This is a genomic window from Kluyvera huaxiensis, from assembly GCF_040149365.1.
Taxonomy (GTDB): Bacteria; Pseudomonadota; Gammaproteobacteria; order Enterobacterales; family Enterobacteriaceae; genus Kluyvera; species Kluyvera intermedia_A.
Genome location: NZ_JBEFLV010000007.1, coordinates 113072 through 136070, shown reverse-complemented (window position 1 = coordinate 136070; position 22999 = coordinate 113072). Strand labels below are relative to the sequence as shown.

Genomic DNA, 22999 nt, shown 5'->3' with positions numbered 1-22999 from the left:
ATTATTGCAACGCATGAAACCGGCGGCAAAAACGCTTAAACCGAAACGTCAGGAAGAACAGGCCAACTTTATCAGTTGGCGTTTTGCGTTGCTTTGCGGCTGTATTCTGATTGCATTGGGTTTCCTGCTGGGCCGTGTGGCCTGGCTACAGATCATCGCACCGGACATGCTGGTGCGTCAGGGTGACATGCGTTCTCTGCGCGTGCAGGAAGTCTCCACTTCTCGCGGGCTGATCACTGACCGTTCCGGTCGCCCCCTGGCGGTGAGCGTGCCGGTAAAAGCCATCTGGGCGGACCCAAAAGAGCTGCACGAAGCGGGTGGTGTGGTGCTGAACAACCGCTGGAAGGCGCTGGCGGATGCGCTCAATATGCCGCTCGATCAGCTGGCATCACGCATTAACACCAACCCACGGATGCGCTTCATCTATCTGGCTCGTCAGGTGAACCCTGATATGGCCGACTACATCAAAAAACTCAAGCTTCCAGGGATTTACCTGCGCGAAGAGTCTCGCCGTTATTATCCTTCTGGCGAAGTGACCGCTCACTTAATCGGTTTTACCAACGTCGACAGTCAGGGGATTGAAGGGGTTGAGAAAAGCTTCGACAAGTGGCTCACCGGCCAGCCGGGCGAACGTATTGTGCGTAAAGACCGCTATGGCCGGGTTATCGAGGATATCTCCTCGACCGATAGCCAGGCAGCGCACAACCTTGCGCTGAGCATCGACGAACGCCTGCAGGCACTGGTTTACCGCGAACTGAACAACGCCGTGGCGTTTAACAAAGCGGAATCCGGCAGTGCCGTGCTGGTTGACGTCAGCACCGGCGAAGTGCTGGCGATGGCCAACAGCCCGTCTTACAACCCGAATAACTTTACCGGCACGGCGAAAGACACCATGCGTAACCGGGCGATCACCGACGTGTTCGAGCCGGGTTCAACGGTAAAACCGATGGTCGTGATGACCGCGCTACAGCGCGGTGTGGTGCGTGAAAATACCGTACTGAACACCATCCCATATCGAATTAACGGTCACGAAATCAAAGACGTGGCACGTTACAGCGAATTGACCCTAACCGGGGTACTACAGAAGTCGAGTAACGTCGGTGTCTCCAAGCTGGCGTTAGCGATGCCCTCCTCAGCGTTAGTAGATACTTACTCACGTTTTGGACTGGGAAAAGCGACCAATTTGGGGTTGGTCGGGGAACGCAGTGGCTTATACCCTCAAAAACAACGGTGGTCTGACATAGAGAGGGCCACCTTCTCTTTCGGCTACGGGCTAATGGTAACGCCGTTACAGTTAGCGCGAGTCTATGCAACGATTGGCAGCTACGGCATCTACCGTCCTCTGTCGATTACCAAAGTTGACCCGCCGGTACCCGGCGAGCGCATCTTCCCGGAATCTATCGTTCGCACCGTCGTTCATATGATGGAAAGCGTGGCGCTGCCTGGCGGCGGCGGCGTGAAGGCGGCGATTAAAGGCTACCGTATCGCGATTAAAACCGGTACGGCGAAAAAGGTCGGTCCGGACGGGCGCTATATCAATAAATACATTGCTTACACCGCGGGCGTTGCGCCAGCCAGCCAGCCGCGTTTTGCGCTGGTGGTGGTCATCAACGACCCGCAGGCGGGTAAATACTACGGTGGCGCCGTTTCCGCGCCGGTCTTTGGGGCCATCATGGGCGGCGTACTGCGCACGATGAACATTGAACCGGATGCACTGGCAACGGGCGATAAAAGTGAATTTGTGACAAATCAAGGCGAGGGTTCAGGTGGCAGATCGTAATTTGCGCGACCTTCTTGCTCCGTGGGTGCCAAATGCGCCGGAGCGAGTACTGCGGGAGATGACGCTCGACAGCCGTGTGGCTGCATCGGGCGATCTGTTCGTAGCGGTAGTAGGTCATCAGGCGGACGGGCGTCGGTATATCCCGCAGGCAATTGCGCAGGGTGTCGCTGCGATTGTCGCCGAGGCAAAAGATGAAGCGACCGACGGTGAAATCCGCGAGATGCACGGCGTGCCGGTTATTTACCTCAGCCAGTTAAATGAACGCTTATCGGCGCTGGCCGGGCGTTTTTATGCTGAACCGTCCGATAGTCTGCGCCTGATTGGCGTGACCGGTACTAACGGCAAAACCACTACCACACAGCTGATTGCGCAGTGGTGCCAGCTGCTGGGCGAAACCAGCGCGGTGATGGGTACCGTCGGTAATGGTCTGCTGGACAAAGTGATTCCTACAGAAAATACCACCGGTTCGGCGGTTGACGTCCAGCACGTGCTGTCTGGTCTGGTGGCGCAAGGCGCGACCATGGCAGCGATGGAAGTTTCTTCCCATGGCCTGGTGCAGCATCGCGTGGCCGCGCTTAAGTTTGCCGCCTCCGTGTTCACCAATCTCAGCCGCGATCACCTTGATTATCATGGTGATATGGAACATTACGAAGCCGCAAAATGGTTGCTTTACTCCACTCACCATTGCGGTCAGGCGATTGTGAACGCCGATGATGAAGTGGGGCGTCGCTGGCTAGGTCGTCTGCCGGACGCCGTGGCTGTATCGATGGAAGACCATATCAATCCAAACTGTCACGGGCGATGGCTGAAAGCCGTCGAGGTGAATTATCACGACAGCGGCGCGACGATTCGCTTCGAGTCGAGCTGGGGCGAAGGCGAAATTGAAAGCCGCCTGATGGGCGCATTTAACGTCAGCAACCTGTTGCTGGCGCTAGCCACGCTGCTGGCGCTGGGCTATCCGCTGGCGGAGTTGCTGAAAACAGCAGCCCGCCTGCAGCCAGTTTGTGGGCGTATGGAAGTGTTCAGCGCACCGGGTAAACCAACGGTGGTGGTGGATTACGCTCATACCCCGGATGCGCTGGAAAAAGCGCTGCAGGCAGCGCGTCTGCACTGTGTCGGCAAGCTGTGGTGCGTCTTTGGCTGCGGCGGAGATCGCGATAAAGGTAAACGTCCGCTGATGGGCGCGATTGCCGAAGAGTTCTCCGACATTGTGGTCGTCACCGACGACAACCCGCGTACCGAAGAGCCGCGAGCCATTATTAACGACATTCTGGCTGGCATGGTTGACGCCGGGCACGTGAAGGTAATGGAAGGCCGCGCCGAAGCGGTCACTAACGCCATCATGCAGGCGAAAGACAACGATGTCGTGCTGCTGGCCGGTAAAGGTCATGAAGATTATCAAATTGTAGGCAACCGTCGTCTGGATTACTCAGACCGTATTACCGCAGCGCGTCTGCTGGGAGTGGTGGCATGATTGGCGTAACGCTTAGCCAGCTTTCCGGCGTACTGAACGGTGAGCTCCAGGGTGATGATTTGCTGATTGACGAAGTCACGACCGACACCCGAAAAATAACTCCGGGCTGCCTGTTTGTGGCGCTGAAAGGCGAACGTTTTGACGCGCATGATTTTGCGCAAACGGCGAAAGACGCTGGTGCCGGTGCGCTGCTGGTCAGCCGTAAACTGGCTATCGACCTGCCACAGCTAGTGGTGAATGATACCCGTCTGGCATTTGGCGAACTGGCGGCCTGGGTGCGTAAGCAAGTTCCTGCTCGCGTGGTGGCGCTCACCGGTTCATCCGGTAAAACGTCAGTCAAAGAGATGACCGCCGCCATTCTGGCGCAGTGCGGCAACACACTGTATACCGCGGGTAATCTAAATAATGACATCGGCGTGCCGATGACATTACTTCGCCTGACGCCAGAACATCAGTTTGCGGTCATTGAGTTAGGGGCAAACCACCAGGGTGAAATCGCCTGGACCGTTGGGCTGACCCGCCCGGAAGCCGCGCTGGTGAATAATTTAGCCGCCGCGCATCTGGAAGGGTTTGGTTCATTAGCAGGCGTGGCGAAGGCCAAAGGGGAAATCTTCTCCGGTCTGTCGGGCAGCGGTATTGCCATCCTCAATGCTGACAATAACGACTGGGAAAACTGGCAGCAGATTATTGGCGATCGCACCGTTTGGCGCTTTTCGCCGAATGCGTCTGACAGCGATTTTAGCGCGTCTGACATTCGGATTACCGCGCAAGGCACCGTATTCACGTTGAACACGCCAAATGGCAATGCAGAAGTTCTCCTGCCGCTGCCGGGCCGTCACAATATCGCCAATGCCCTAGCGGCAACTGCGCTGGCGACGGCGGTAGGTGCTGACTTAAATGCGGTGAAAGCCGGATTGTCACAGCTTAAAGCGGTACCGGGGCGTCTGTTCCCGGTTCATCTGTCGGAAACCCAGCTTCTGCTGGACGACTCCTACAACGCTAACGTCGGTTCAATGACCGCGGCGGTGCAGGTGCTGTCTGAGATGCCGGGCTACCGTGTGCTGGTTGTCGGCGATATGGCAGAACTGGGTGCGGAAAGCGAAGCTTGTCACGTCCAGGTTGGTGAGGCTGCGAAAACGGCGGGCATCGACAGCGTACTGAGCGTTGGTAATTTAAGTCAGGCTATCAGTGACGCCAGCGGGGCAGGGGAGCACTTTACCGATAAAGCATCGGCGATTGCTCGTCTTAATACGCTGATTAAAGAACATAAAACTATCACCATTCTGGTGAAAGGATCACGCAGTGCCGCCATGGAAGAGGTTGTACGCGCATTACAGGAGAACGGGACATGTTAGTATGGCTGGCCGAACATCTGGTCAAATATTATTCTGGCTTTAACGTCTTTTCCTACCTGACGTTTCGCGCCATCGTCAGCCTGCTGACCGCGCTGTTCATCTCTTTGTGGATGGGCCCGCGCATGATCGCCCGTCTGCAAAAAATGTCCTTTGGTCAGGTCGTGCGTAACGACGGCCCGGAATCCCACTTTAGCAAACGCGGCACCCCAACAATGGGCGGGATCATGATCCTCACCGCGATTGTTGTTTCCGTGCTGCTTTGGGCTTACCCATCTAACCCTTACGTCTGGTGCGTGCTGACGGTGCTTATCGGCTACGGCATTATCGGTTTCGTCGATGACTACCGCAAAGTGGTTCGCAAAGACACCAAAGGTCTGATTGCTCGCTGGAAATATTTCTGGATGTCGGTGATTGCGCTGGGCGTGGCCTTTGCGCTGTACCTTGCGGGTAAAGACACGCCGGCCACCGAGCTGGTGGTGCCATTCTTTAAAGACGTCATGCCGCAGCTGGGCCTGTTCTATATCCTGCTTGCCTATTTCGTTATCGTTGGTACTGGCAACGCGGTCAACCTGACCGATGGCTTAGATGGCCTGGCGATTATGCCGACCGTGTTCGTGGCGGCGGGCTTTGCGCTGGTGGCATGGGCGAGCGGGAACATGAATTTTGCTAGCTACCTGCATATCCCTTATCTGCGACACGCGGGTGAGCTGGTGATCGTCTGTACGGCAATCGTCGGTGCGGGTTTAGGCTTCCTGTGGTTCAACACCTATCCGGCGCAGGTCTTCATGGGTGATGTCGGCTCTCTGGCTCTGGGCGGCGCGCTGGGTATTATCGCCGTGCTGCTGCGTCAGGAGTTCCTGCTGGTCATCATGGGCGGTGTCTTCGTGGTTGAAACCCTGTCGGTGATTTTGCAGGTCGGCTCCTTCAAGCTGCGCGGACAGCGCATCTTCCGTATGGCACCGATTCATCACCACTATGAACTGAAAGGCTGGCCGGAACCGCGCGTCATTGTGCGCTTCTGGATTATTTCGCTGATGCTGGTGCTGATTGGCCTGGCAACGCTGAAGGTACGTTAATCATGGCAGATTATCTGGGTAAAAACGTCGTCATTATTGGTCTTGGATTGACCGGGCTTTCCTGCGTGGATTTCTTCCTTGCGCAGAACGTCACGCCGCGCGTGATGGACACCCGAGCGACGCCACCCGGTCTGGATAAACTGCCGGAAACGGTAGAGCGTTACGTTGGTAGCCTGAATGAAGACTGGCTGATGGCGGCTGACCTTATCGTCGCCAGCCCTGGTATCGCCCTGGCGCACCCGGCGCTTTCCCGCGCAGCGGATGCCGGCATTGAAATCGTTGGCGATATCGAATTGTTCTGCCGTGAAGCGCAGGCACCGATTGTGGCCATTACCGGCTCGAACGGTAAAAGCACCGTCACCACGCTGGTCGGGGAAATGGCGAAAGCGGCAGGCGTGAACGTTGGCGTGGGTGGCAACATAGGCCTGCCAGCATTAATGCTGTTGGACCCATCCCGCGAGCTGTATGTACTTGAGCTTTCCAGCTTCCAGCTGGAAACCACCTCCAGCCTGCATGCCGCAGCCGCTACGATCCTCAACGTGACTGAAGATCACATGGATCGCTACCCACTGGGCTTGCAGCAGTACCGGGCAGCGAAACTGCGCGTCTATGAGAATGCCAAAGTTTGCGTGGTCAATGCCGATGACGGTCTGACCATGCCGGTACGCGGCGCGGACGAACGCTGCGTCAGCTTTGGCGTTGACGTGGGCGACTATCACCTTAACCGCCAGCAGGGGGAAACCTGGCTGCGCGTGAAGGGTGAAAAGGTGCTGAACGTCAAAGAGATGCCGCTCACCGGACAACATAACTACAGCAACGCCCTTGCGGCGCTGGCGCTGGCGGATGCCGTTGGCCTGCCGCGCGCGACGAACCTGAAAGCGTTGACCACCTTTACCGGGCTGGCACACCGCTTCCAGATTGTGCTCGACCATAACGGCGTACGCTGGATTAACGACTCTAAGGCGACCAACGTCGGCAGTACCGAAGCGGCGTTAAACGGTTTGCACGTGGCAGGGACATTGCACCTGCTGCTGGGCGGCGACGGAAAATCAGCTGACTTCGCGCCGCTGCAGCGTTACCTGACCGGCGACAACATTCGACTGTACTGCTTTGGCCGTGATGGCGGAGAACTGGCCGCGCTGCGTCCGGAAATCGCGACGCAGACTGAAACCATGGAACAGGCGATGCGTCTGCTCGCACCGATGGTGAAAAACGGCGATATGGTTCTGCTGTCACCTGCCTGCGCCAGCCTCGATCAGTTTAAAAGCTTTGAACAACGCGGCGACGTGTTTGCTCGTCTGGCGAAGGAGTTAGGTTGATGCGTGTTTCGCTCCCGCGCCTGAGACTGCCTCAACTGAGGCTGCCGCGTTTGCCGGGCATGCGCATTTTCGCATGGCTGTTTGCTGCGCTGAAAGGCTGGGTGATGGGGTCCCGGGATAAAGATTCCGACAGCCTGATAATGTACGACCGCATGCTGTTGTGGCTGACGCTGGGCCTTGCGGCAATTGGTTTTATCATGGTCACTTCGGCGTCAATGCCGGTCGGACAGCGTCTGGCGAACGATCCTTTCCTGTTCGCCAAGCGTGATGGGCTGTATCTGCTGTTGGCGCTCGGGTTATCGCTGATTACCTTGCGTCTGCCGATGGCGTTCTGGCAGAGGCACAGTACCTTCATGCTGATTGCCTCCATTGCCATGCTATTGATTGTATTGGTTGTCGGTAGTTCAGTTAACGGGGCATCACGTTGGATTGCTTTCGGCCCGCTGCGTATTCAGCCGGCCGAGCTGACCAAGCTGTCGCTGTTTTGCTATATCGCCAACTATTTGGTGCGTAAAGCCGATGAAGTGCGCAACAACCTGCGCGGCTTCTTAAAACCGATGGGCGTGATTTTCGTACTGGCTATTTTACTGCTGGCGCAGCCTGACTTAGGTACCGTAGTGGTGTTGTTCGTCACTACGCTGGCGATGCTGTTCCTGGCGGGCGCTAAGCTGTGGCAATTCATCGCCATTATCGGCATGGGGATTTCAGCCGTGGTGCTGCTGATCCTTGCCGAGCCGTACCGTATTCGCCGCGTGACCTCCTTCTGGAACCCGTGGGAAGACCCATTCGGCAGCGGCTACCAGCTGACGCAGTCGCTGATGGCTTTCGGCCGCGGCGAGATGTGGGGGCAGGGCCTCGGCAACTCGGTACAGAAACTGGAGTATCTGCCGGAGGCACATACCGACTTCATCTTCGCTATCATCGGCGAGGAATTGGGTTATATCGGTGTGGTACTGGCCCTTTTAATGGTATTCTTCGTCGCTTTCCGCGCCATGTCCATCGGCCGTAAAGCGCTGGAGATCAACCAACGTTTTTCTGGCTTCCTGGCTTGCGCAATCGGCGTATGGTTCAGTTTCCAGGCGTTGGTCAACGTAGGGGCGGCGGCCGGTATGTTACCGACTAAAGGTCTGACCCTGCCGTTGATAAGCTACGGTGGCTCCAGTCTTCTGATTATGTCGACTGCGATTACGTTCTTATTACGTATTGATTATGAAACACGTCTGGAGAAAGCGCAGGCGTTTACCCGAGGTTCCCGATGAGCGGTCAAACAAAGCGGTTAATGGTGATGGCAGGCGGTACTGGTGGACATGTGTTCCCAGGACTGGCGGTTGCGCACCATTTAATGGATCAAGGCTGGCAGGTACGCTGGCTGGGAACCGCAGATCGTATGGAAGCTGACCTGGTGCCGAAACACGGCATCGAGATCGACTTCATTCATATTTCAGGGCTGCGTGGAAAAGGTCTGAAGGCGCTGCTGTTGGCACCCATGCGTATTTTTAACGCCTGGCGTCAGGCGCGCGCCATCATGAAGCGCTTTAAGCCAGATGTGGTGCTGGGGATGGGCGGTTATGTTTCCGGGCCGGGTGGCCTGGCGGCGTGGTCGCTGGGTATTCCGGTAGTGCTGCATGAGCAGAACGGTATTGCTGGCCTGACCAACAAATGGCTGGCGAAAATCGCCAGCAAAGTGATGCAGGCATTCCCTGGCGCATTTGCCGATGCGGAAGTTGTCGGTAATCCGGTACGCGTTGACGTACTGGCGCTGCCGCTGCCGGAACAACGTCTGATCGGCCGCGATGGTCCGATTCGTGTGCTGGTGGTGGGCGGTTCGCAGGGAGCACGTGTGTTAAACCAGACCGTGCCGCAGGTTGCGGCGCTGCTGGGCGATGCAGTCACTATCTGGCATCAGAGCGGTAAAGGCGGGCAGCAGACCGTTGAGCAAGCTTACGCCGATGCCGGCCAGCCGCAGCACAAAGTGACGGAATTTATTGATGACATGGCGGCGGCTTATGCATGGGCCGACGTGGTGGTGTGCCGCTCCGGCGCGCTGACGGTCAGTGAAATTGCCGCGGCAGGTTTGCCGGCGATTTTCGTACCGTTCCAGCATAAAGACCGACAGCAGTACTGGAATGCATTACCGCTGGAAAAAGCGGGCGCGGCAAAGATTTTTGAACAGCCTCAGTTTACCGCGCAAGCGGTCGCCGACACGTTGGCTGGCTGGGATCGCGCAACCTTATTAGAGATGGCCGAACGCGCTCGCGCAGCGGCTATCCCGGACGCTACCGAGAGGGTAGCAAAAGAAGTGAGCCTGGCGGCAAAGGCTTAATCATCGCGGCGCATTTGCGTCGCCCGAATTTGTAGAAGTGATGGCGTTTAGAGAATGAATACACAACAACTGGCGAAACTGCGTTCTATCGTGCCCGAGATGCGTCGCGTCCGGCACATTCACTTTGTTGGCATCGGCGGCGCCGGTATGGGCGGTATTGCTGAAGTATTGGCTAATGAAGGGTATCAGATTAGCGGTTCCGATCTCGCGCCGAACCCGGTGACGCAGCAGTTGGCTCAATTGGGCGCCACAATTTATTTCAACCATCGCCCGGAAAATGTTCGCGATGCGAGCGTGGTTGTGGTCTCAACGGCCATTTCTGCCGATAACCCAGAAATCGTTGCGGCACATGAAGCGCGTATTCCGGTGATTCGTCGTGCGGAGATGCTGGCGGAGCTGATGCGTTTTCGTCACGGTATCGCGATTGCCGGGACACACGGCAAAACCACCACCACGGCGATGGTATCCAGTATTTATGCTGAAGCCGGGCTGGACCCCACGTTTGTTAACGGCGGTCTGGTGAAGGCGGCGGGTGTGCATGCGCGTCTGGGCCACAGTCGTTATCTGATTGCGGAAGCCGATGAGAGCGATGCGTCGTTCCTGCATTTGCAGCCGATGGTGGCTATCGTCACCAATATCGAAGCTGACCATATGGACACCTACCAGGGCGACTTCGAAAATTTAAAGCAAACATTTATTAATTTCCTGCACAATTTGCCGTTTTATGGCCGTGCGGTGATGTGTGTTGACGATCCGGTGATTCGTGAGTTGCTGCCGCGCGTAGGCCGTCAGACAACCACCTACGGTTTTAGCGATGACGCCGATGTACGCGTCGAAGACTACCAGCAGATTGGCCCACAGGGGCACTTCACGCTGGTGCGCCAGGATAAAGAAAATCTACGCGTAACGCTGAATGCGCCGGGCCGTCACAACGCCCTGAATGCGGCGGCGGCGGTAGCGGTAGCGACCGAGGAAGGCATTGAAGACGACGCGATTCTGCGCGCGCTGGAAAGTTTCCAGGGCACCGGTCGCCGCTTTGATTTCCTGGGTGAATTCCCGCTGGCTGATGTTAACGGTAAAGACGGCTCCGCAATGCTGGTGGACGACTACGGTCATCACCCAACGGAAGTGGATGCGACAATCAAAGCTGCACGCGCGGGCTGGCCAGATAAAAAACTGGTGATGGTATTCCAGCCGCACCGCTATACCCGTACACGCGATCTGTATGATGATTTTGCCCACGTGCTGACGCAGGTGGATGCGCTACTAATGCTGGATGTTTATCCGGCAGGGGAAGCACCAATCCCTGGCGCGGACAGCCGTTCGCTGTGCCGTACCATTCGCGGGCGTGGCAAAGTTGACCCGATTTTAATTTCCGATCCGGCCCAGGTTCCGGAAATGCTGGCATCGGTACTGACGGGTAATGATCTGGTCTTGATTCAGGGCGCGGGAAATATCGGTAAAATCGCGCGTAACTTAGCTGAAATCAAACTCAAGCCGCAAACTCAGGAGGAACCGCGCCATGGCTGATAAAATCGCGGTTCTTTTGGGGGGAACCTCAGCCGAACGTGAAGTCTCGCTCAACTCCGGGGCTGCGGTGCTGGCAGGTCTGCGTGAAGCAGGCGTTGACGCACATGCGGTAGACCCGAAAGAGACCGATGTTACCCAACTGAAAAATATGGGTTTTAAGAAAGCGTTTATTGCGCTGCATGGTCGCGGCGGGGAAGATGGTACGCTGCAAGGGCTTCTCGAGCTGATTTCGTTGCCTTATACCGGCAGCGGCGTGATGGCATCGGCCATCTCCATGGATAAACTGCGCAGCAAGTTGCTGTGGCAGGGTGCGGGATTACCGGTTGCGCCGTGGGTGGCGATAACGCGTGAAATGTTTGCTGATGGCCTGTCTGACGAGGTTTTAGCGCAGGTCGCGGAGCTGGGTTTACCGCTTATCGTGAAGCCAAGCCGTGAAGGCTCCAGCGTCGGCATGTCGAAAGTCACTGAGAGTGACCAACTTGCCGCAGCGTTAACGCAGGCGTTTCAACATGATGACGAAGTTCTGGTGGAAAAATGGCTGAGTGGGCCGGAATTTACCGTAGCCGTGCTCGGTGAAGAAATTTTACCCTCAGTTCGCATCCAACCTGCTGGAACCTTCTATGATTATGAGGCGAAGTATCTCTCTGATGAGACAAAATATTTCTGCCCTGGTTGTGAGGAACCAAGCCAGGAAGCTGCAATGCAGTCTCTGGTACTGAAAGCCTGGAAAGTATTAGGCTGCCGTGGCTGGGGGCGCATTGACGTTATGCAGGACAACGACGGGCAATATTATCTGCTGGAGGCAAACACCTCTCCAGGGATGACCAGTCATAGTCTGGTGCCGATGGCGGCGCGACAGGCGGGAATGAGCTTCTCGCAGCTGGTAGTACGAATTCTGGACCTGGCGGGGTGATATGTCGCAGGCTGCGCTGAATACGCGGAACCGTGAAGAAGAGGAGTATGCCTCTTCACGGCGCAATAATGGAACACAGCTAGTAGGTATTTTCTTCCTGCTGGCCGTGTTGTGTACCGTGTTTGTTAGCGGCTGGGTAGTGCTGGGCTGGATGGAAGATGCGCAACGTTTGCCTATCTCTAAACTGGTGGTAACGGGCGATCGTCATTACACGCGTAACGATGATATCCGTCAGTCCATTCTGGCACTGGGATCGCCGGGAACCTTTATGACTCAGGACGTGAACATCGTTCAGAGCCAGATTGAACGTCTGCCGTGGATTAAACAGGCAAGCGTAAGAAAGCAGTGGCCGGACGAATTGAAGATTCATCTGGTTGAATATGTGCCCATTGCGCGTTGGAATGATCAGCACATGGTGGACGCAGAAGGCACGGCCTTTAGCGTACCGGCGGATCGCGCCAACAAGCAAAATTTACCTATGCTCTATGGCCCTGAAGGTAGCGCAAGCGAAGTTTTACAGGGTTATCACGACATGGGGGCGGTGCTCGCGAAAGGGAAATTCTCGTTGAAGGTTGCGGCGATGACCGCGCGCCGTTCATGGCAGTTGACGCTTGATAACGGTATCAAGCTGAATCTGGGACGGGGCGATACGATGAAGCGGCTGGCGCGTTTTATGGAACTGTATCCAGTTCTGTTGCAGCAGGCGCAAACAGAGGGTAATCGGATTAGCTATGTTGATTTGCGTTATGACTCAGGGGCGGCAGTAGGCTGGGAACCTGCACCTGCGGCGGACACCAATCAACAACAGAATCAGGCACAGGCAGAATAACAATGATCAAGGCGACGGACAGAAAACTGGTAGTTGGACTGGAGATTGGCACTGCAAAAGTAGCCGCTTTAGTAGGGGAAGTTCTGCCCGACGGAGTGATTAATATCATTGGGGTCGGCAGTTGCCCATCCCGAGGGATGGACAAAGGCGGTGTGAACGACCTTGAGTCGGTAGTGAAATGCGTACAGCGCGCTATCGACCAGGCCGAACTAATGGCGGATTGCCAGATCTCTTCTGTGTATCTGGCGCTTTCCGGTAAGCACATTAGCTGTCAAAATGAGATAGGAATGGTGCCTATCTCAGAAGAAGAGGTCACGCTGGAAGATGTTGAGAACGTGGTGCACACGGCGAAGTCAGTTCGCGTTCGTGATGAGCATCGTGTTTTGCACGTCATTCCGCAGGAATACGCCATTGATTACCAGGAAGGGATCAAAAACCCGGTAGGCTTGTCCGGCGTGCGCATGCAGGCCAAGGTACATTTGATTACCTGCCACAACGATATGGCAAAAAACATTGTCAAAGCGGTTGAACGTTGTGGTATGAAGGTTGATCAGCTGATTTTCGCCGGGCTGGCGTCCAGTTATTCTGTATTGACGGAAGACGAACGTGAGCTGGGTGTCTGCGTCGTGGATATCGGTGGCGGTACAATGGATATCGCGGTATACACCGGCGGCGCGCTGCGTCACACCAAAGTGATCCCTTATGCAGGGAACGTGGTGACCAGCGATATCGCTTACGCCTTCGGTACGCCGCCAAGCGACGCCGAAGCGATTAAAGTGCGCCACGGCTGCGCATTAGGCTCTATTGTGGGCAAAGATGAGAGCGTTGAAGTGCCAAGCGTGGGTGGACGTCCACCGCGTAGCCTGCAGCGCCAGACATTGGCTGAGGTTATTGAGCCGCGTTATACCGAGCTTTTGAACCTCGTCAATGAAGAGATTTTACAGTTACAAGAGCAACTGCGTCAGCAAGGGGTGAAACACCACCTGGCGGCGGGGATTGTATTGACCGGCGGCGCGGCGCAAATTGAAGGGTTAGCTGCCTGCGCACAGCGCGTGTTCCATACGCAGGTTCGTATCGGTGCACCGCTGAACATTACTGGTCTGACGGACTATGCCCAGGAGCCGTATTATTCAACGGCGGTGGGCCTGCTGCACTACGGGAAAGAGTCCCACTTAAGTGGTGAAGCAGAAGTAGAAAAGCGCGTAACCGCATCGGTTGGATCGTGGATCAAACGACTGAATAGCTGGTTACGGAAAGAGTTTTAATTTTTAAAGAGACCGGGGCAGGTTAGCGGTCTCAGGCGACAGGCACAAAACGGAGAGAAACTATGTTTGAACCTATGGAACTGACCAACGACGCGGTGATTAAAGTCATCGGCGTCGGTGGCGGCGGCGGTAATGCCGTTGAACACATGGTGCGCGAACGCATTGAAGGTGTTGAGTTTTTTGCAGTTAACACCGATGCGCAGGCACTGCGTAAAACGGCCGTTGGCCAGACTATCCAGATTGGTAACGGTATTACCAAAGGTCTGGGTGCTGGAGCTAACCCGGAAGTAGGCCGCAACGCGGCTGACGAAGACCGTGAAGCGCTGCGCGCGGCACTGGAAGGTGCAGATATGGTCTTCATCGCAGCAGGCATGGGTGGTGGTACCGGTACCGGTGCGGCGCCAGTGGTTGCTGAAGTAGCTAAAGATTTAGGTATTCTGACCGTTGCTGTCGTGACTAAGCCTTTCAACTTTGAAGGCAAAAAGCGTATGGCGTTTGCGGAGCAGGGTATCACCGAGCTGTCCAAACACGTGGATTCCCTGATCACCATTCCTAACGACAAGCTGCTGAAAGTGCTGGGTCGTGGTATTTCTCTGCTCGACGCGTTTGGCGCGGCGAACGACGTGCTGAAAGGCGCGGTGCAGGGTATCGCCGAACTGATCACCCGTCCTGGCCTGATGAACGTCGACTTTGCGGACGTACGTACCGTGATGTCCGAAATGGGCTATGCGATGATGGGCTCCGGCATTGCGAGCGGTGAAGACCGTGCAGAAGAAGCAGCTGAAATGGCTATCTCTTCTCCGCTGCTGGAAGATATCGACCTGTCCGGCGCTCGCGGCGTTCTGGTCAACATTACCGCTGGCTTCGACCTGCGTCTGGATGAGTTCGAAACCGTCGGCAACACCATCCGTGCATTTGCATCGGATAACGCGACCGTGGTTATCGGTACTTCCCTTGACCCGGATATGAACGACGAACTGCGCGTGACCGTTGTTGCGACCGGTATTGGCATGGACAAACGTCCAGAGATTACCCTTGTCGCTAACAAACAGGCGCAACAACCGGTGCTGGATCGCTATCAGCAGCACGGTATGGCACCGTTGACGCAAGAGCAGAAACCGGCCGCTAAAGTGGTAAACGACAATACGGCGCAGACCACCAAAGAACCGGATTACCTGGATATCCCTGCGTTCCTGCGTAAGCAAGCTGATTAAGAATTAGCTGGAATTAGGGAATCTGCGCTCTTTGTGCTAAACTGGCCCACCGAATGTATAGTACACTTCGGTTGGATAGTTAATTTGGCGAGATTATACGATGATCAAACAAAGGACACTTAAACGTATCGTTCAGGCGACTGGCGTCGGTTTACATACCGGCAAAAAAGTCACACTGACGCTACGCCCTGCGCCGGCAAATACCGGGGTCATCTATCGTCGCACCGACTTGAATCCACCGGTAGATTTTCCGGCCGATGCCAAATCTGTGCGTGATACAATGCTCTGTACTTGTCTGGTCAACGAGCATGACGTGCGGATTTCGACCGTAGAGCACCTTAATGCCGCGCTGGCGGGTCTGGGTATCGACAACATCGTTATTGAAGTTGATGCACCGGAAATCCCGATCATGGACGGTAGTGCTGCGCCATTCGTTTATCTGCTGATGGATGCTGGCATTGATGAACTGAACTGCGCGAAGAAATTCGTCCGGATTAAAGACACCGTTCGTGTTGAAGATGGCGATAAATGGGCTGAATTCAAACCGTACAATGGTTTTTCGTTGGACTTTACCATCGACTTTAACCATCCGGCGATTGATGCAAGCACCCAGCGTTATGCGATGAACTTCTCCGCAGACGCATTTATGCGCCAGATCAGCCGTGCACGTACTTTCGGTTTCATGCGTGATATCGAATATCTGCAGTCCCGCGGCCTGTGCCTGGGCGGCAGCTTCGATTGTGCCATCGTTGTTGACGATTATCGCGTACTGAACGAAGACGGCCTGCGTTTTGAAGATGAATTCGTTCGTCACAAAATGCTGGATGCTATCGGTGACTTGTTCATGTGTGGTCACAACATTATTGGTGCATTTACCGCGTTTAAATCCGGTCATGCGCTGAATAACAAACTTCTGCAGGCGGTCCTGGCAAAACAGGAAGCCTGGGAATATGTGACCTTCGAAGACGACGCAGAACTGCCGCTGGCGTTCAAAGCACCGACAATGGTTCTGGCGTAAGCCTGACCATTACGTAAATTCGACTGGCAACCTGGCACTCTCTCCGGTCAGGGAACCAGTCGTTTTTTCTTTTTGCCCTCATCCTTTTTCCTATTCTGCCATCGGTGTCTCTGCAAAGATCACACTCCTGCGCAACCGCTGATTTCTTGAACCATTTTTCGCTGATGATTTCGTCATTACTGCTGCTGTAGTGCTGCATTAATGGTAATATCTGGGCGCTAAAATAGAATAATGACAGTAAAACCGAAGGTGGAACATTACGTGAGTGGAATGCTGACGCGCTGGCGACAGTTTGGTAGACGCTACTTCTGGCCGCATCTCCTGTTGGGGATGGTTGCTGCTGGATTTGGCCTGCCTGCACTTGCGAATAATACCGAGACCGCCTCGCCTGCCCGTACAACGACCAGCAACCATAGCCCGTCGCAGAAAATCGACTTTACGCAATTGGCACGGCTGGAAAACAATCGCCGTCCCTCTTTCAACGTCGATTACTGGCATCAACATGCTATCCGTACGGTTATTCGTCACCTCTCTTTTGCCATGGTGCCTACCGCGCTGCCGGTTGCGGAAACCGCATCGCCGCTGCAGGCGCAGCATCTGGCGTTACTTGATTCGCTAAATGCGTTACTTAACGTAGAGAGCCAGCCGTCGCTTGTCATTGCACAGGCGGCGGTGTTGCCCGCTTTACCTCCTTTAGTTTTTAATATTCCTTCCTGGATAAGCCAGGCGCATGGGATCCGCGCCGGGCCGCAGCGCCTCGTCTGAAAATAACCGTTTTTATTCTTTTATTTTTCTGACTCCGAAATGTCGGGGCGTTTGAGATTTTATTATGTTAATCAAATTATTGACCAAAGTTTTTGGCAGTCGTAACGACCGTACTCTGCGTCGTATGCGCAAAGCTGTCACCATCATCAACTCGATGGAACCGGAGATGGAAAAACTCTCCGATGACGAGCTAAAAGCCAAAACCAACGAATTCCGCGCGCGCATTGAAAAAGGCGAAAGCGTAGAAAGCCTGATTCCAGAAGCATTCGCCGTAGTGCGTGAAGCGAGTAAGCGTGTGTTTGGCATGCGTCACTTCGACGTGCAGTTACTGGGCGGTATGGTTCTGAACGACCGCTGCATCGCCGAAATGCGTACTGGTGAAGGTAAAACTCTGACCGCAACGCTGCCGGCTTACCTGAATGCGCTGTCCGGTAAGGGCGTACACGTCGTTACCGTCAACGACTATCTGGCGCAACGTGACGCCGAAAACAACCGCCCGCTGTTCGAATTCCTTGGCATGACCGTCGGCATCAACATGTCTGGCCTTCCGGCTCCTGCTAAGCGTGAAGCCTACAACGCGGATATTACCTACGGTACCAACAACGAATACGGCTTTGACTACCTGCGCGACAACATGGCGTTTAGCCCTGAAGAGCGCGTTCAGCGTAAACTGCACTATGCGTTGGTGGATGAGGTCGACTCCATCCTCATCGATGAAGCACGTACTCCGCTGATCATTTCCGGCCCGGCTGAAGACAGCTCGGAAATGTATAAAAAAGTGAACAAAATCATCCCACACCTGGTGCGTCAGGAAAAAGAAGATTCCGACACCTTCCAGGGTGAAGGTCACTTCTCCGTAGATGAAAAAGCACGCCAGGTAAACATCACCGAACGTGGTCTGGTGCTGGTGGAAGAACTGCTGGTGCAGGAAGGCATCATGGAAGAGGGCGAGTCTCTGTACTCCCCTGCGAACATTATGCTGATGCACCACGTGACGGCCGCACTGCGCGCGCACGTGCTGTTCACCCGCGACGTTGACTACATCGTTAAAGATGGCGAAGTGATTATCGTCGATGAGCACACCGGTCGTACCATGCAGGGGCGTCGCTGGTCTGACGGTCTGCACCAGGCGGTTGAAGCCAAAGAAGGCGTGGATATTCAGAACGAAAACCAGACGCTGGCATCGATAACCTTCCAGAACTACTTCCGTCTGTACGAAAAACTGGCGGGGATGACCGGTACTGCTGATACCGAAGCATTCGAATTTAGCTCTATCTACAAACTGGATACCGTCGTTGTTCCAACCAACCGCCCAATGATCCGTAAAGATATGCCGGATCTGGTCTACATGACCGAAGCGGAAAAAATTCAGGCGATCATCGAAGATATCAGAGAACGTACCGCCAACGGCCAGCCGGTTCTGGTGGGGACAATCTCTATCGAGAAATCGGAAGTCGTTTCGAATGAACTTGTTAAAGCGGGTATCAAGCATAACGTGCTGAACGCCAAGTTCCACGCCAGCGAAGCGGATATCGTTGCGCAAGCGGGCTACCCAGCCGCAGTTACCATCGCCACCAACATGGCGGGTCGTGGTACCGATATTATGCTCGGTGGCAGCTGGCAGGCAGAAGTGGCCCAGCTTGAAGAACCTACGCCGGAGCAGATCGCGCAGATCAAAGCTGACTGGCAGGTGCGCCATGATGCTGTGCTGGCAGCAGGTGGCCTGCACATCATTGGTACCGAGCGTCACGAATCTCGTCGTATCGATAACCAGCTGCGCGGCCGTTCCGGTCGTCAGGGTGATGCGGGTTCTTCCCGTTTCTACCTGTCCATGGAAGATGCCCTGATGCGTATCTTTGCCTCTGACCGTGTGTCCGGCATGATGCGTAAACTGGGTATGAAACCAGGTGAAGCTATCGAACACCCATGGGTGACAAAGGCAATTGCTAACGCCCAGCGTAAAGTAGAAAGCCGTAACTTCGATATTCGTAAGCAGCTGTTGGAATATGATGATGTTGCTAATGACCAGCGTCGCGCTATCTATACTCAGCGCAACGAACTGCTCGATGTATCCGACGTTAGCGAAACCATCAATAGCATCCGTGAAGATGTGTTTAAAGCCACTATCGATGCGCATATTCCTCCGCAGTCGCTGGAAGAAATGTGGGATATCCCTGGCCTGCAGGAACGTCTGAAAAACGATTTCGATCTGGAACTGCCAATCTCCGAATGGCTGGATAAAGAGCCGGAGCTGCATGAAGAGACGCTGCGTGAGCGTATTCTGGAAAGCGCGATTGAAGTCTACAAGCGCAAAGAAGAAGTGGTCGGCACCGAGATGATGCGTCACTTCGAAAAAGGCGTGATGTTGCAGACTCTGGACTCCCTGTGGAAAGAGCACCTGGCGGCGATGGATTACCTGCGTCAGGGTATCCACCTGCGTGGCTATGCGCAGAAAGATCCTAAGCAGGAGTACAAACGTGAGTCCTTCGCGATGTTTGCCTCAATGCTGGAATCGCTGAAATATGAAGTGATCAGCACCCTGAGCAAGGTTCAGGTTCGTATGCCGGAAGAAGTGGAAGAGATGGAACAGCAGCGCCGTCAGGAAGCTGAGCGTCTGGCGCAGATGCAGCAGTTGAGCCATCAGAGCGACGACGCCGTCGCCGCACAAGACCTGGCTGCACAAACTGGCGAACGCAAAGTGGGACGTAACGATCCATGCCCATGCGGTTCCGGTAAAAAATTCAAACAGTGTCATGGCCGCCTGAGCTAAGGACAAATAAGAAGACAAAAGGCGCAGATTACTGCGCCTTTTTTATGGGTGAAACAATATGAAAAAACTGCAAATTTCCGTCGGCATCATTCGCAACGCGGCTGGTGAAATCTATATCACCCAGCGCGCTGCCGACGCACACATGGCGAACAAGTGGGAGTTTCCCGGCGGTAAGATTGAAGCGGATGAATCGGCTGAACAAGCGGTGATTCGTGAACTGCAGGAAGAGGTGGGGATTGCCGTTAGGTCATTGCAGCAGTTTGATAAGCTGGAATATCAATTCCCCGATCGCCATATCACTCTGTGGTTCTGGCTGGTTGACGGTTGGGAAGGTGAGCCGTGGGGTAAAGAAGGGCAGCCGGGGCGTTGGATTGCGCAACAGGATTTAGTGGCCGATGAGTTTCCACCGGCCAATGCGCCGATTATCGAAAAGCTAATTGCCGGTTAATGTCACACCGATAAAAACATAAAGCCGACGCCGGGAAGATCTCGGCGTCGGCTTTTTCAACCAAGCGACCGGCTATTGCTGTTCTTCGCTCCAGCCATCGCTGTCGGAGAGATCGCCGCTGCTTGGGATCCGTTTCTCTTCAGCCGCCCATTCGCCGAGGTCAATCAGCTGGCAGCGTTTGGAACAAAATGGGCGATATGGACTTTGCTCGTTCCAGATAACCGGTTTGTTGCAGGTTGGACAATTTACCGTCATTACGTCAGACATCATCGCTCCTTAGCAGCATGCCAGTTCAAAATCGAGACGCTCAGGTACGCTACCGTGCTCGCTATCCAGAGGCATAAAGCGGATGGCAAAGCGGCTCTTGTGACCAGAGATTTGCGGATACAGTTGCGATACCAGTTCCAGCTTCAAACGCAACAGATCGGCATCATCGCCGTTGTCCTGATAGAAACCGTTCAGGCTGGTTTGCTTACGGAACTGTGCGGAATTACGCACCAGATCGAGAATTAGTGCCAGAGCCTGATTAAGCGGCTCAAGGCTTGCCAGCCAGGATTCCACCAACGTATCGCGCTGGCTCTGCTTGGCGTGCAGCCACATATGCAGGGTCGGTAAATCGAAGCTGCAGCATCCACCTGGAATGCTAAGACGCTGGCGCACCAGCGCAATCAGGCGGTCTTCACGCAAGAATTGCCCGATACGTGGCGCAGCCATCAGGATACTGCTGCTGTTTTTTAACTGTTGGCGCAATGCGTCAATGCGGCTCAGATCGACGCCAGGAACTTCGCTCCATGCGTTGAGTTTTCGCTGCTGGCGTTCCAGCTCTTTGAGGAGTTCAGTGCGGATATCCCCCCGCTCGAACACATCCAGTAACTCCCCAACGTTACGAAAAAAATGCAGTGCGCTGGCGTGATCCCTGATAGGTAAATTGGCATTCATTTGCTCTGTCAGAAATTCAATACGCAGCCAGGTACGCATTTTTTCGTTCAAGGGATGCTCAAAAAGGATGTGGGTGTGCATTACGATTTTTCCTGTGATACAGCCTGCGCAGCGAGCTGAAGATAGCGAGCGTGCAGGCGAGCGACATCCGATGCAATTGCATCTGGTGTGCCGTTGTTATTAATGATGTCATCAGCCACTGCCAGACGCTCTTCACGCGTGACCTGGGCTGCAAGAATATTTTCCGCATGCTCTCGCGACACCTGGTCGCGTTGCATGGTTCGATGAAGCTGGGTTTCGCGCGTGACATCGACAACCAGTACGCGATCGGCCCGGTGATAGAGCTTATTTTCTACCAGCAATGGTACAACCCAGAGCACATAGGGCGAGGTGGCCTGCTGGAACTGGCGCTGTGTTTCTTGCTGAATTAGAGGATGCAGGAGGGCGTTTAACCAGGTTTTGTCATCAGGGTGAGCAAAAATATGCTCACGTAAAATCCGGCGATTAAGAGCGCCTTCCGAAGTCAGCATGTGGGAGCCAAAATATTCTGCTATTGCGGCAAGCGCTGGCGTACCCGGTTCGACGACCTGGCGGGCGAGAATATCGGCATCAATAACGTTAATTCCCAGGCGAAAAAATGCATCTGCGACCGTGCTCTTACCGCTGCCGATGCCGCCCGTTAACGCTACTGTGTAAGTCATACCGCTTTGCCTTGAGTTTTTAGTATGAAAATCATTCGGTTAAGAATCTATCAACCTGCAACGAGGGTGTTGATGTTGCACGGCACTATTCGCCAGGTAAATTTATGGGATTGTAGCTTAAAAAAAGTGAAATTCGCAGTCTTGCGAAGCCCTGATTAGTGCGTATGATTGCATTACTGGAGTTGTGCTCTCAATTTAATTGCCATTAACCCCAGGAATCCGCACATGCGTATCGAAGAAGATCTGAAGTTAGGTTTCAAAGACGTTCTTATCCGCCCTAAACGCTCTACTCTTAAAAGCCGTTCCGACGTTGAACTGGAACGCGACTTCACCTTTAAACATTCTGGACAACGTTGGTCAGGCGTACCGATTATCGCTGCGAACATGGATTCCGTGGGCACCTTCCAGATGGCAAAAGTGCTTTCCTCTTTTGGTATTCTGACCGCTGTTCACAAACACTACTCCGTTGACGAGTGGAAAACCTTCGTGCAGACCGAGTCTGCGGATGTGTTAAAGCATGTCATGGTTTCTACCGGCACCTCCGATGCTGATTTTGAGAAAACGCAGCAGATCCTCAAACTGAACCCAGCGCTGACTTTTATCTGTATCGATGTGGCGAATGGTTACTCCGAGCATTTCGTCCAGTTCGTGGCTAAAGCGCGCGAAGCGTGGCCAACTAAAACCATCTGTGCGGGTAACGTTGTGACCGGCGAGATGTGTGAAGAGCTGATTCTCTCCGGTGCCGATATCGTTAAAGTCGGTATTGGTCCTGGTTCTGTTTGTACCACCCGTGTGAAAACCGGCGTCGGCTATCCTCAGCTTTCTGCCGTTATCGAGTGTGCTGATGCGGCGCACGGCCTGGGCGGTCAGATTGTCAGCGATGGCGGCTGCACCATGCCGGGCGACGTGGCAAAAGCGTTCGGCGGCGGTGCAGATTTCGTCATGCTGGGCGGTATGCTGGCAGGCCACGATGAGAGCGGCGGTAAGCTGGTTGAAGAGAACGGTGAGAAATTTATGCTGTTCTACGGTATGAGTTCCGAATCAGCGATGAACCGTCACGTTGGCGGCGTTGCACAGTATCGTGCTGCGGAAGGTAAAACCGTTAAGCTGCCACTGCGTGGACCGGTGGAATACACGGCACGCGACATCCTTGGCGGTCTGCGTTCAGCGTGTACCTATGTTGGGGCATCGCGTCTGAAAGAGTTGACCAAGCGCACGACCTTTATCCGGGTACAGGAACAAGAGAACCGCGTGTTCAACAGCCTGTAATCTTTAGGATT

The 22999-nt window shown here is 54.6% G+C and carries 20 protein-coding genes; 17 read left to right on the top strand and 3 right to left on the bottom strand.

Translation table 11 applies throughout. From position 1 onward, the window contains the following. The first annotated feature begins 13 nt into the window (after nucleotides 1-13). From ABOC97_RS09610 to mutT, 16 genes are all read left to right on the top strand, one after another. Complete coding sequence (locus ABOC97_RS09610) at nucleotides 14-1780, top strand: peptidoglycan glycosyltransferase FtsI (protein WP_234505317.1); 1767 nt, start codon at nucleotides 14-16, stop codon at nucleotides 1778-1780. After that, on the top strand, nucleotides 1767-3254 hold the full coding sequence (gene murE, locus ABOC97_RS09605; protein WP_349596783.1) for a UDP-N-acetylmuramoyl-L-alanyl-D-glutamate--2,6-diaminopimelate ligase: 1488 nt from the start codon (nucleotides 1767-1769) through the stop codon (nucleotides 3252-3254). The genes ABOC97_RS09610 and murE overlap by 14 nt, the downstream gene beginning before the upstream one ends. Then, on the top strand, nucleotides 3251-4609 hold the full coding sequence (gene murF / locus ABOC97_RS09600; protein WP_349596780.1) for a UDP-N-acetylmuramoyl-tripeptide--D-alanyl-D-alanine ligase: 1359 nt from the start codon (nucleotides 3251-3253) through the stop codon (nucleotides 4607-4609). Before murE ends, murF begins: the two co-directional genes overlap by 4 nt. Next, nucleotides 4603-5685 carry a phospho-N-acetylmuramoyl-pentapeptide-transferase gene (mraY, locus tag ABOC97_RS09595; protein WP_234505309.1) on the top strand — a complete coding sequence of 361 codons (1083 nt, stop codon included), beginning with the start codon at nucleotides 4603-4605 and terminating at the stop codon, nucleotides 5683-5685. The genes murF and mraY overlap by 7 nt, the downstream gene beginning before the upstream one ends. A gap of 2 nt (nucleotides 5686-5687) precedes the next feature. Next, nucleotides 5688-7004, top strand: coding sequence for a UDP-N-acetylmuramoyl-L-alanine--D-glutamate ligase (gene murD, locus ABOC97_RS09590; RefSeq protein ID WP_349596776.1), 1317 nt, complete (start codon nucleotides 5688-5690; stop codon nucleotides 7002-7004). Then, nucleotides 7004-8263: a cell division protein FtsW gene (ftsW, locus tag ABOC97_RS09585; protein WP_234505303.1), complete on the top strand. Its 1260-nt coding sequence runs from the start codon at nucleotides 7004-7006 to the stop codon at nucleotides 8261-8263. Before murD ends, ftsW begins: the two co-directional genes overlap by 1 nt. Next, complete coding sequence (gene murG / locus ABOC97_RS09580; RefSeq protein WP_349596772.1) at nucleotides 8260-9327, top strand: undecaprenyldiphospho-muramoylpentapeptide beta-N-acetylglucosaminyltransferase; 1068 nt, start codon at nucleotides 8260-8262, stop codon at nucleotides 9325-9327. The genes ftsW and murG overlap by 4 nt, the downstream gene beginning before the upstream one ends. A gap of 54 nt (nucleotides 9328-9381) precedes the next feature. Continuing rightward, entirely contained in the window at nucleotides 9382-10857 is a 1476-nt protein-coding gene (murC, locus tag ABOC97_RS09575; protein WP_349596769.1) for a UDP-N-acetylmuramate--L-alanine ligase, read from the top strand. After that, nucleotides 10850-11770, top strand: a complete 921-nt coding sequence (locus ABOC97_RS09570; RefSeq protein ID WP_349596766.1) for a D-alanine--D-alanine ligase — start codon at nucleotides 10850-10852, stop codon at nucleotides 11768-11770. Before murC ends, ABOC97_RS09570 begins: the two co-directional genes overlap by 8 nt. A 1-nt stretch (nucleotide 11771) precedes the next feature. Continuing rightward, nucleotides 11772-12599 (top strand): cell division protein FtsQ, encoded by an 828-nt coding sequence (gene ftsQ / locus ABOC97_RS09565; protein ID WP_349596763.1) that lies wholly within the window; start codon nucleotides 11772-11774, stop codon nucleotides 12597-12599. Nucleotides 12600-12601: 2 nt separating this feature from the next. After that, nucleotides 12602-13864, top strand: coding sequence for a cell division protein FtsA (ftsA, locus tag ABOC97_RS09560; RefSeq protein ID WP_062771949.1), 1263 nt, complete (start codon nucleotides 12602-12604; stop codon nucleotides 13862-13864). A gap of 62 nt (nucleotides 13865-13926) precedes the next feature. Continuing rightward, the gene (ftsZ, locus tag ABOC97_RS09555; RefSeq protein ID WP_052283033.1) at nucleotides 13927-15078 is read left to right on the top strand and encodes a cell division protein FtsZ; all 1152 of its coding nucleotides are present in this window, start codon (nucleotides 13927-13929) and stop codon (nucleotides 15076-15078) included. Between the two features lie 100 nt (nucleotides 15079-15178). Next, nucleotides 15179-16096, top strand: a complete 918-nt coding sequence (lpxC, locus tag ABOC97_RS09550; RefSeq protein ID WP_234505293.1) for a UDP-3-O-acyl-N-acetylglucosamine deacetylase — start codon at nucleotides 15179-15181, stop codon at nucleotides 16094-16096. Nucleotides 16097-16357: 261 nt separating this feature from the next. Further along, nucleotides 16358-16861 (top strand): secA translation cis-regulator SecM, encoded by a 504-nt coding sequence (secM, locus tag ABOC97_RS09545; protein WP_349596759.1) that lies wholly within the window; start codon nucleotides 16358-16360, stop codon nucleotides 16859-16861. 64 nt (nucleotides 16862-16925) lie between these two features. Beyond that, nucleotides 16926-19631, top strand: a complete 2706-nt coding sequence (gene secA / locus ABOC97_RS09540; protein WP_349596756.1) for a preprotein translocase subunit SecA — start codon at nucleotides 16926-16928, stop codon at nucleotides 19629-19631. A gap of 58 nt (nucleotides 19632-19689) precedes the next feature. Next, nucleotides 19690-20079, top strand: coding sequence for an 8-oxo-dGTP diphosphatase MutT (gene mutT / locus ABOC97_RS09535; RefSeq protein ID WP_349596753.1), 390 nt, complete (start codon nucleotides 19690-19692; stop codon nucleotides 20077-20079). Between the two features lie 72 nt (nucleotides 20080-20151). Here mutT and yacG read toward each other — a convergent pair whose 3' ends face one another. Genes yacG through coaE form a run of 3 tightly spaced genes read right to left on the bottom strand, consistent with a single transcriptional unit; the run spans nucleotide 20152 to nucleotide 21719 of the window. Further along, nucleotides 20152-20346: a DNA gyrase inhibitor YacG gene (gene yacG / locus ABOC97_RS09530; protein WP_234505289.1), complete on the bottom strand. Its 195-nt coding sequence runs from the start codon at nucleotides 20344-20346 to the stop codon at nucleotides 20152-20154. A 9-nt stretch (nucleotides 20347-20355) separates the two neighbouring features. Further along, nucleotides 20356-21099, bottom strand: coding sequence for a cell division protein ZapD (gene zapD / locus ABOC97_RS09525; RefSeq protein ID WP_234505288.1), 744 nt, complete (start codon nucleotides 21097-21099; stop codon nucleotides 20356-20358). Then, nucleotides 21099-21719, bottom strand: a complete 621-nt coding sequence (coaE, locus tag ABOC97_RS09520; RefSeq protein WP_349596749.1) for a dephospho-CoA kinase — start codon at nucleotides 21717-21719, stop codon at nucleotides 21099-21101. The genes zapD and coaE overlap by 1 nt, the downstream gene beginning before the upstream one ends. A 225-nt stretch (nucleotides 21720-21944) precedes the next feature. Here coaE and ABOC97_RS09515 point away from each other — a divergent pair, with 225 nt between their 5' ends. Beyond that, nucleotides 21945-22988: a GMP reductase gene (locus tag ABOC97_RS09515; protein ID WP_349596746.1), complete on the top strand. Its 1044-nt coding sequence runs from the start codon at nucleotides 21945-21947 to the stop codon at nucleotides 22986-22988. Nucleotides 22989-22999 lie beyond the last annotated feature (11 nt).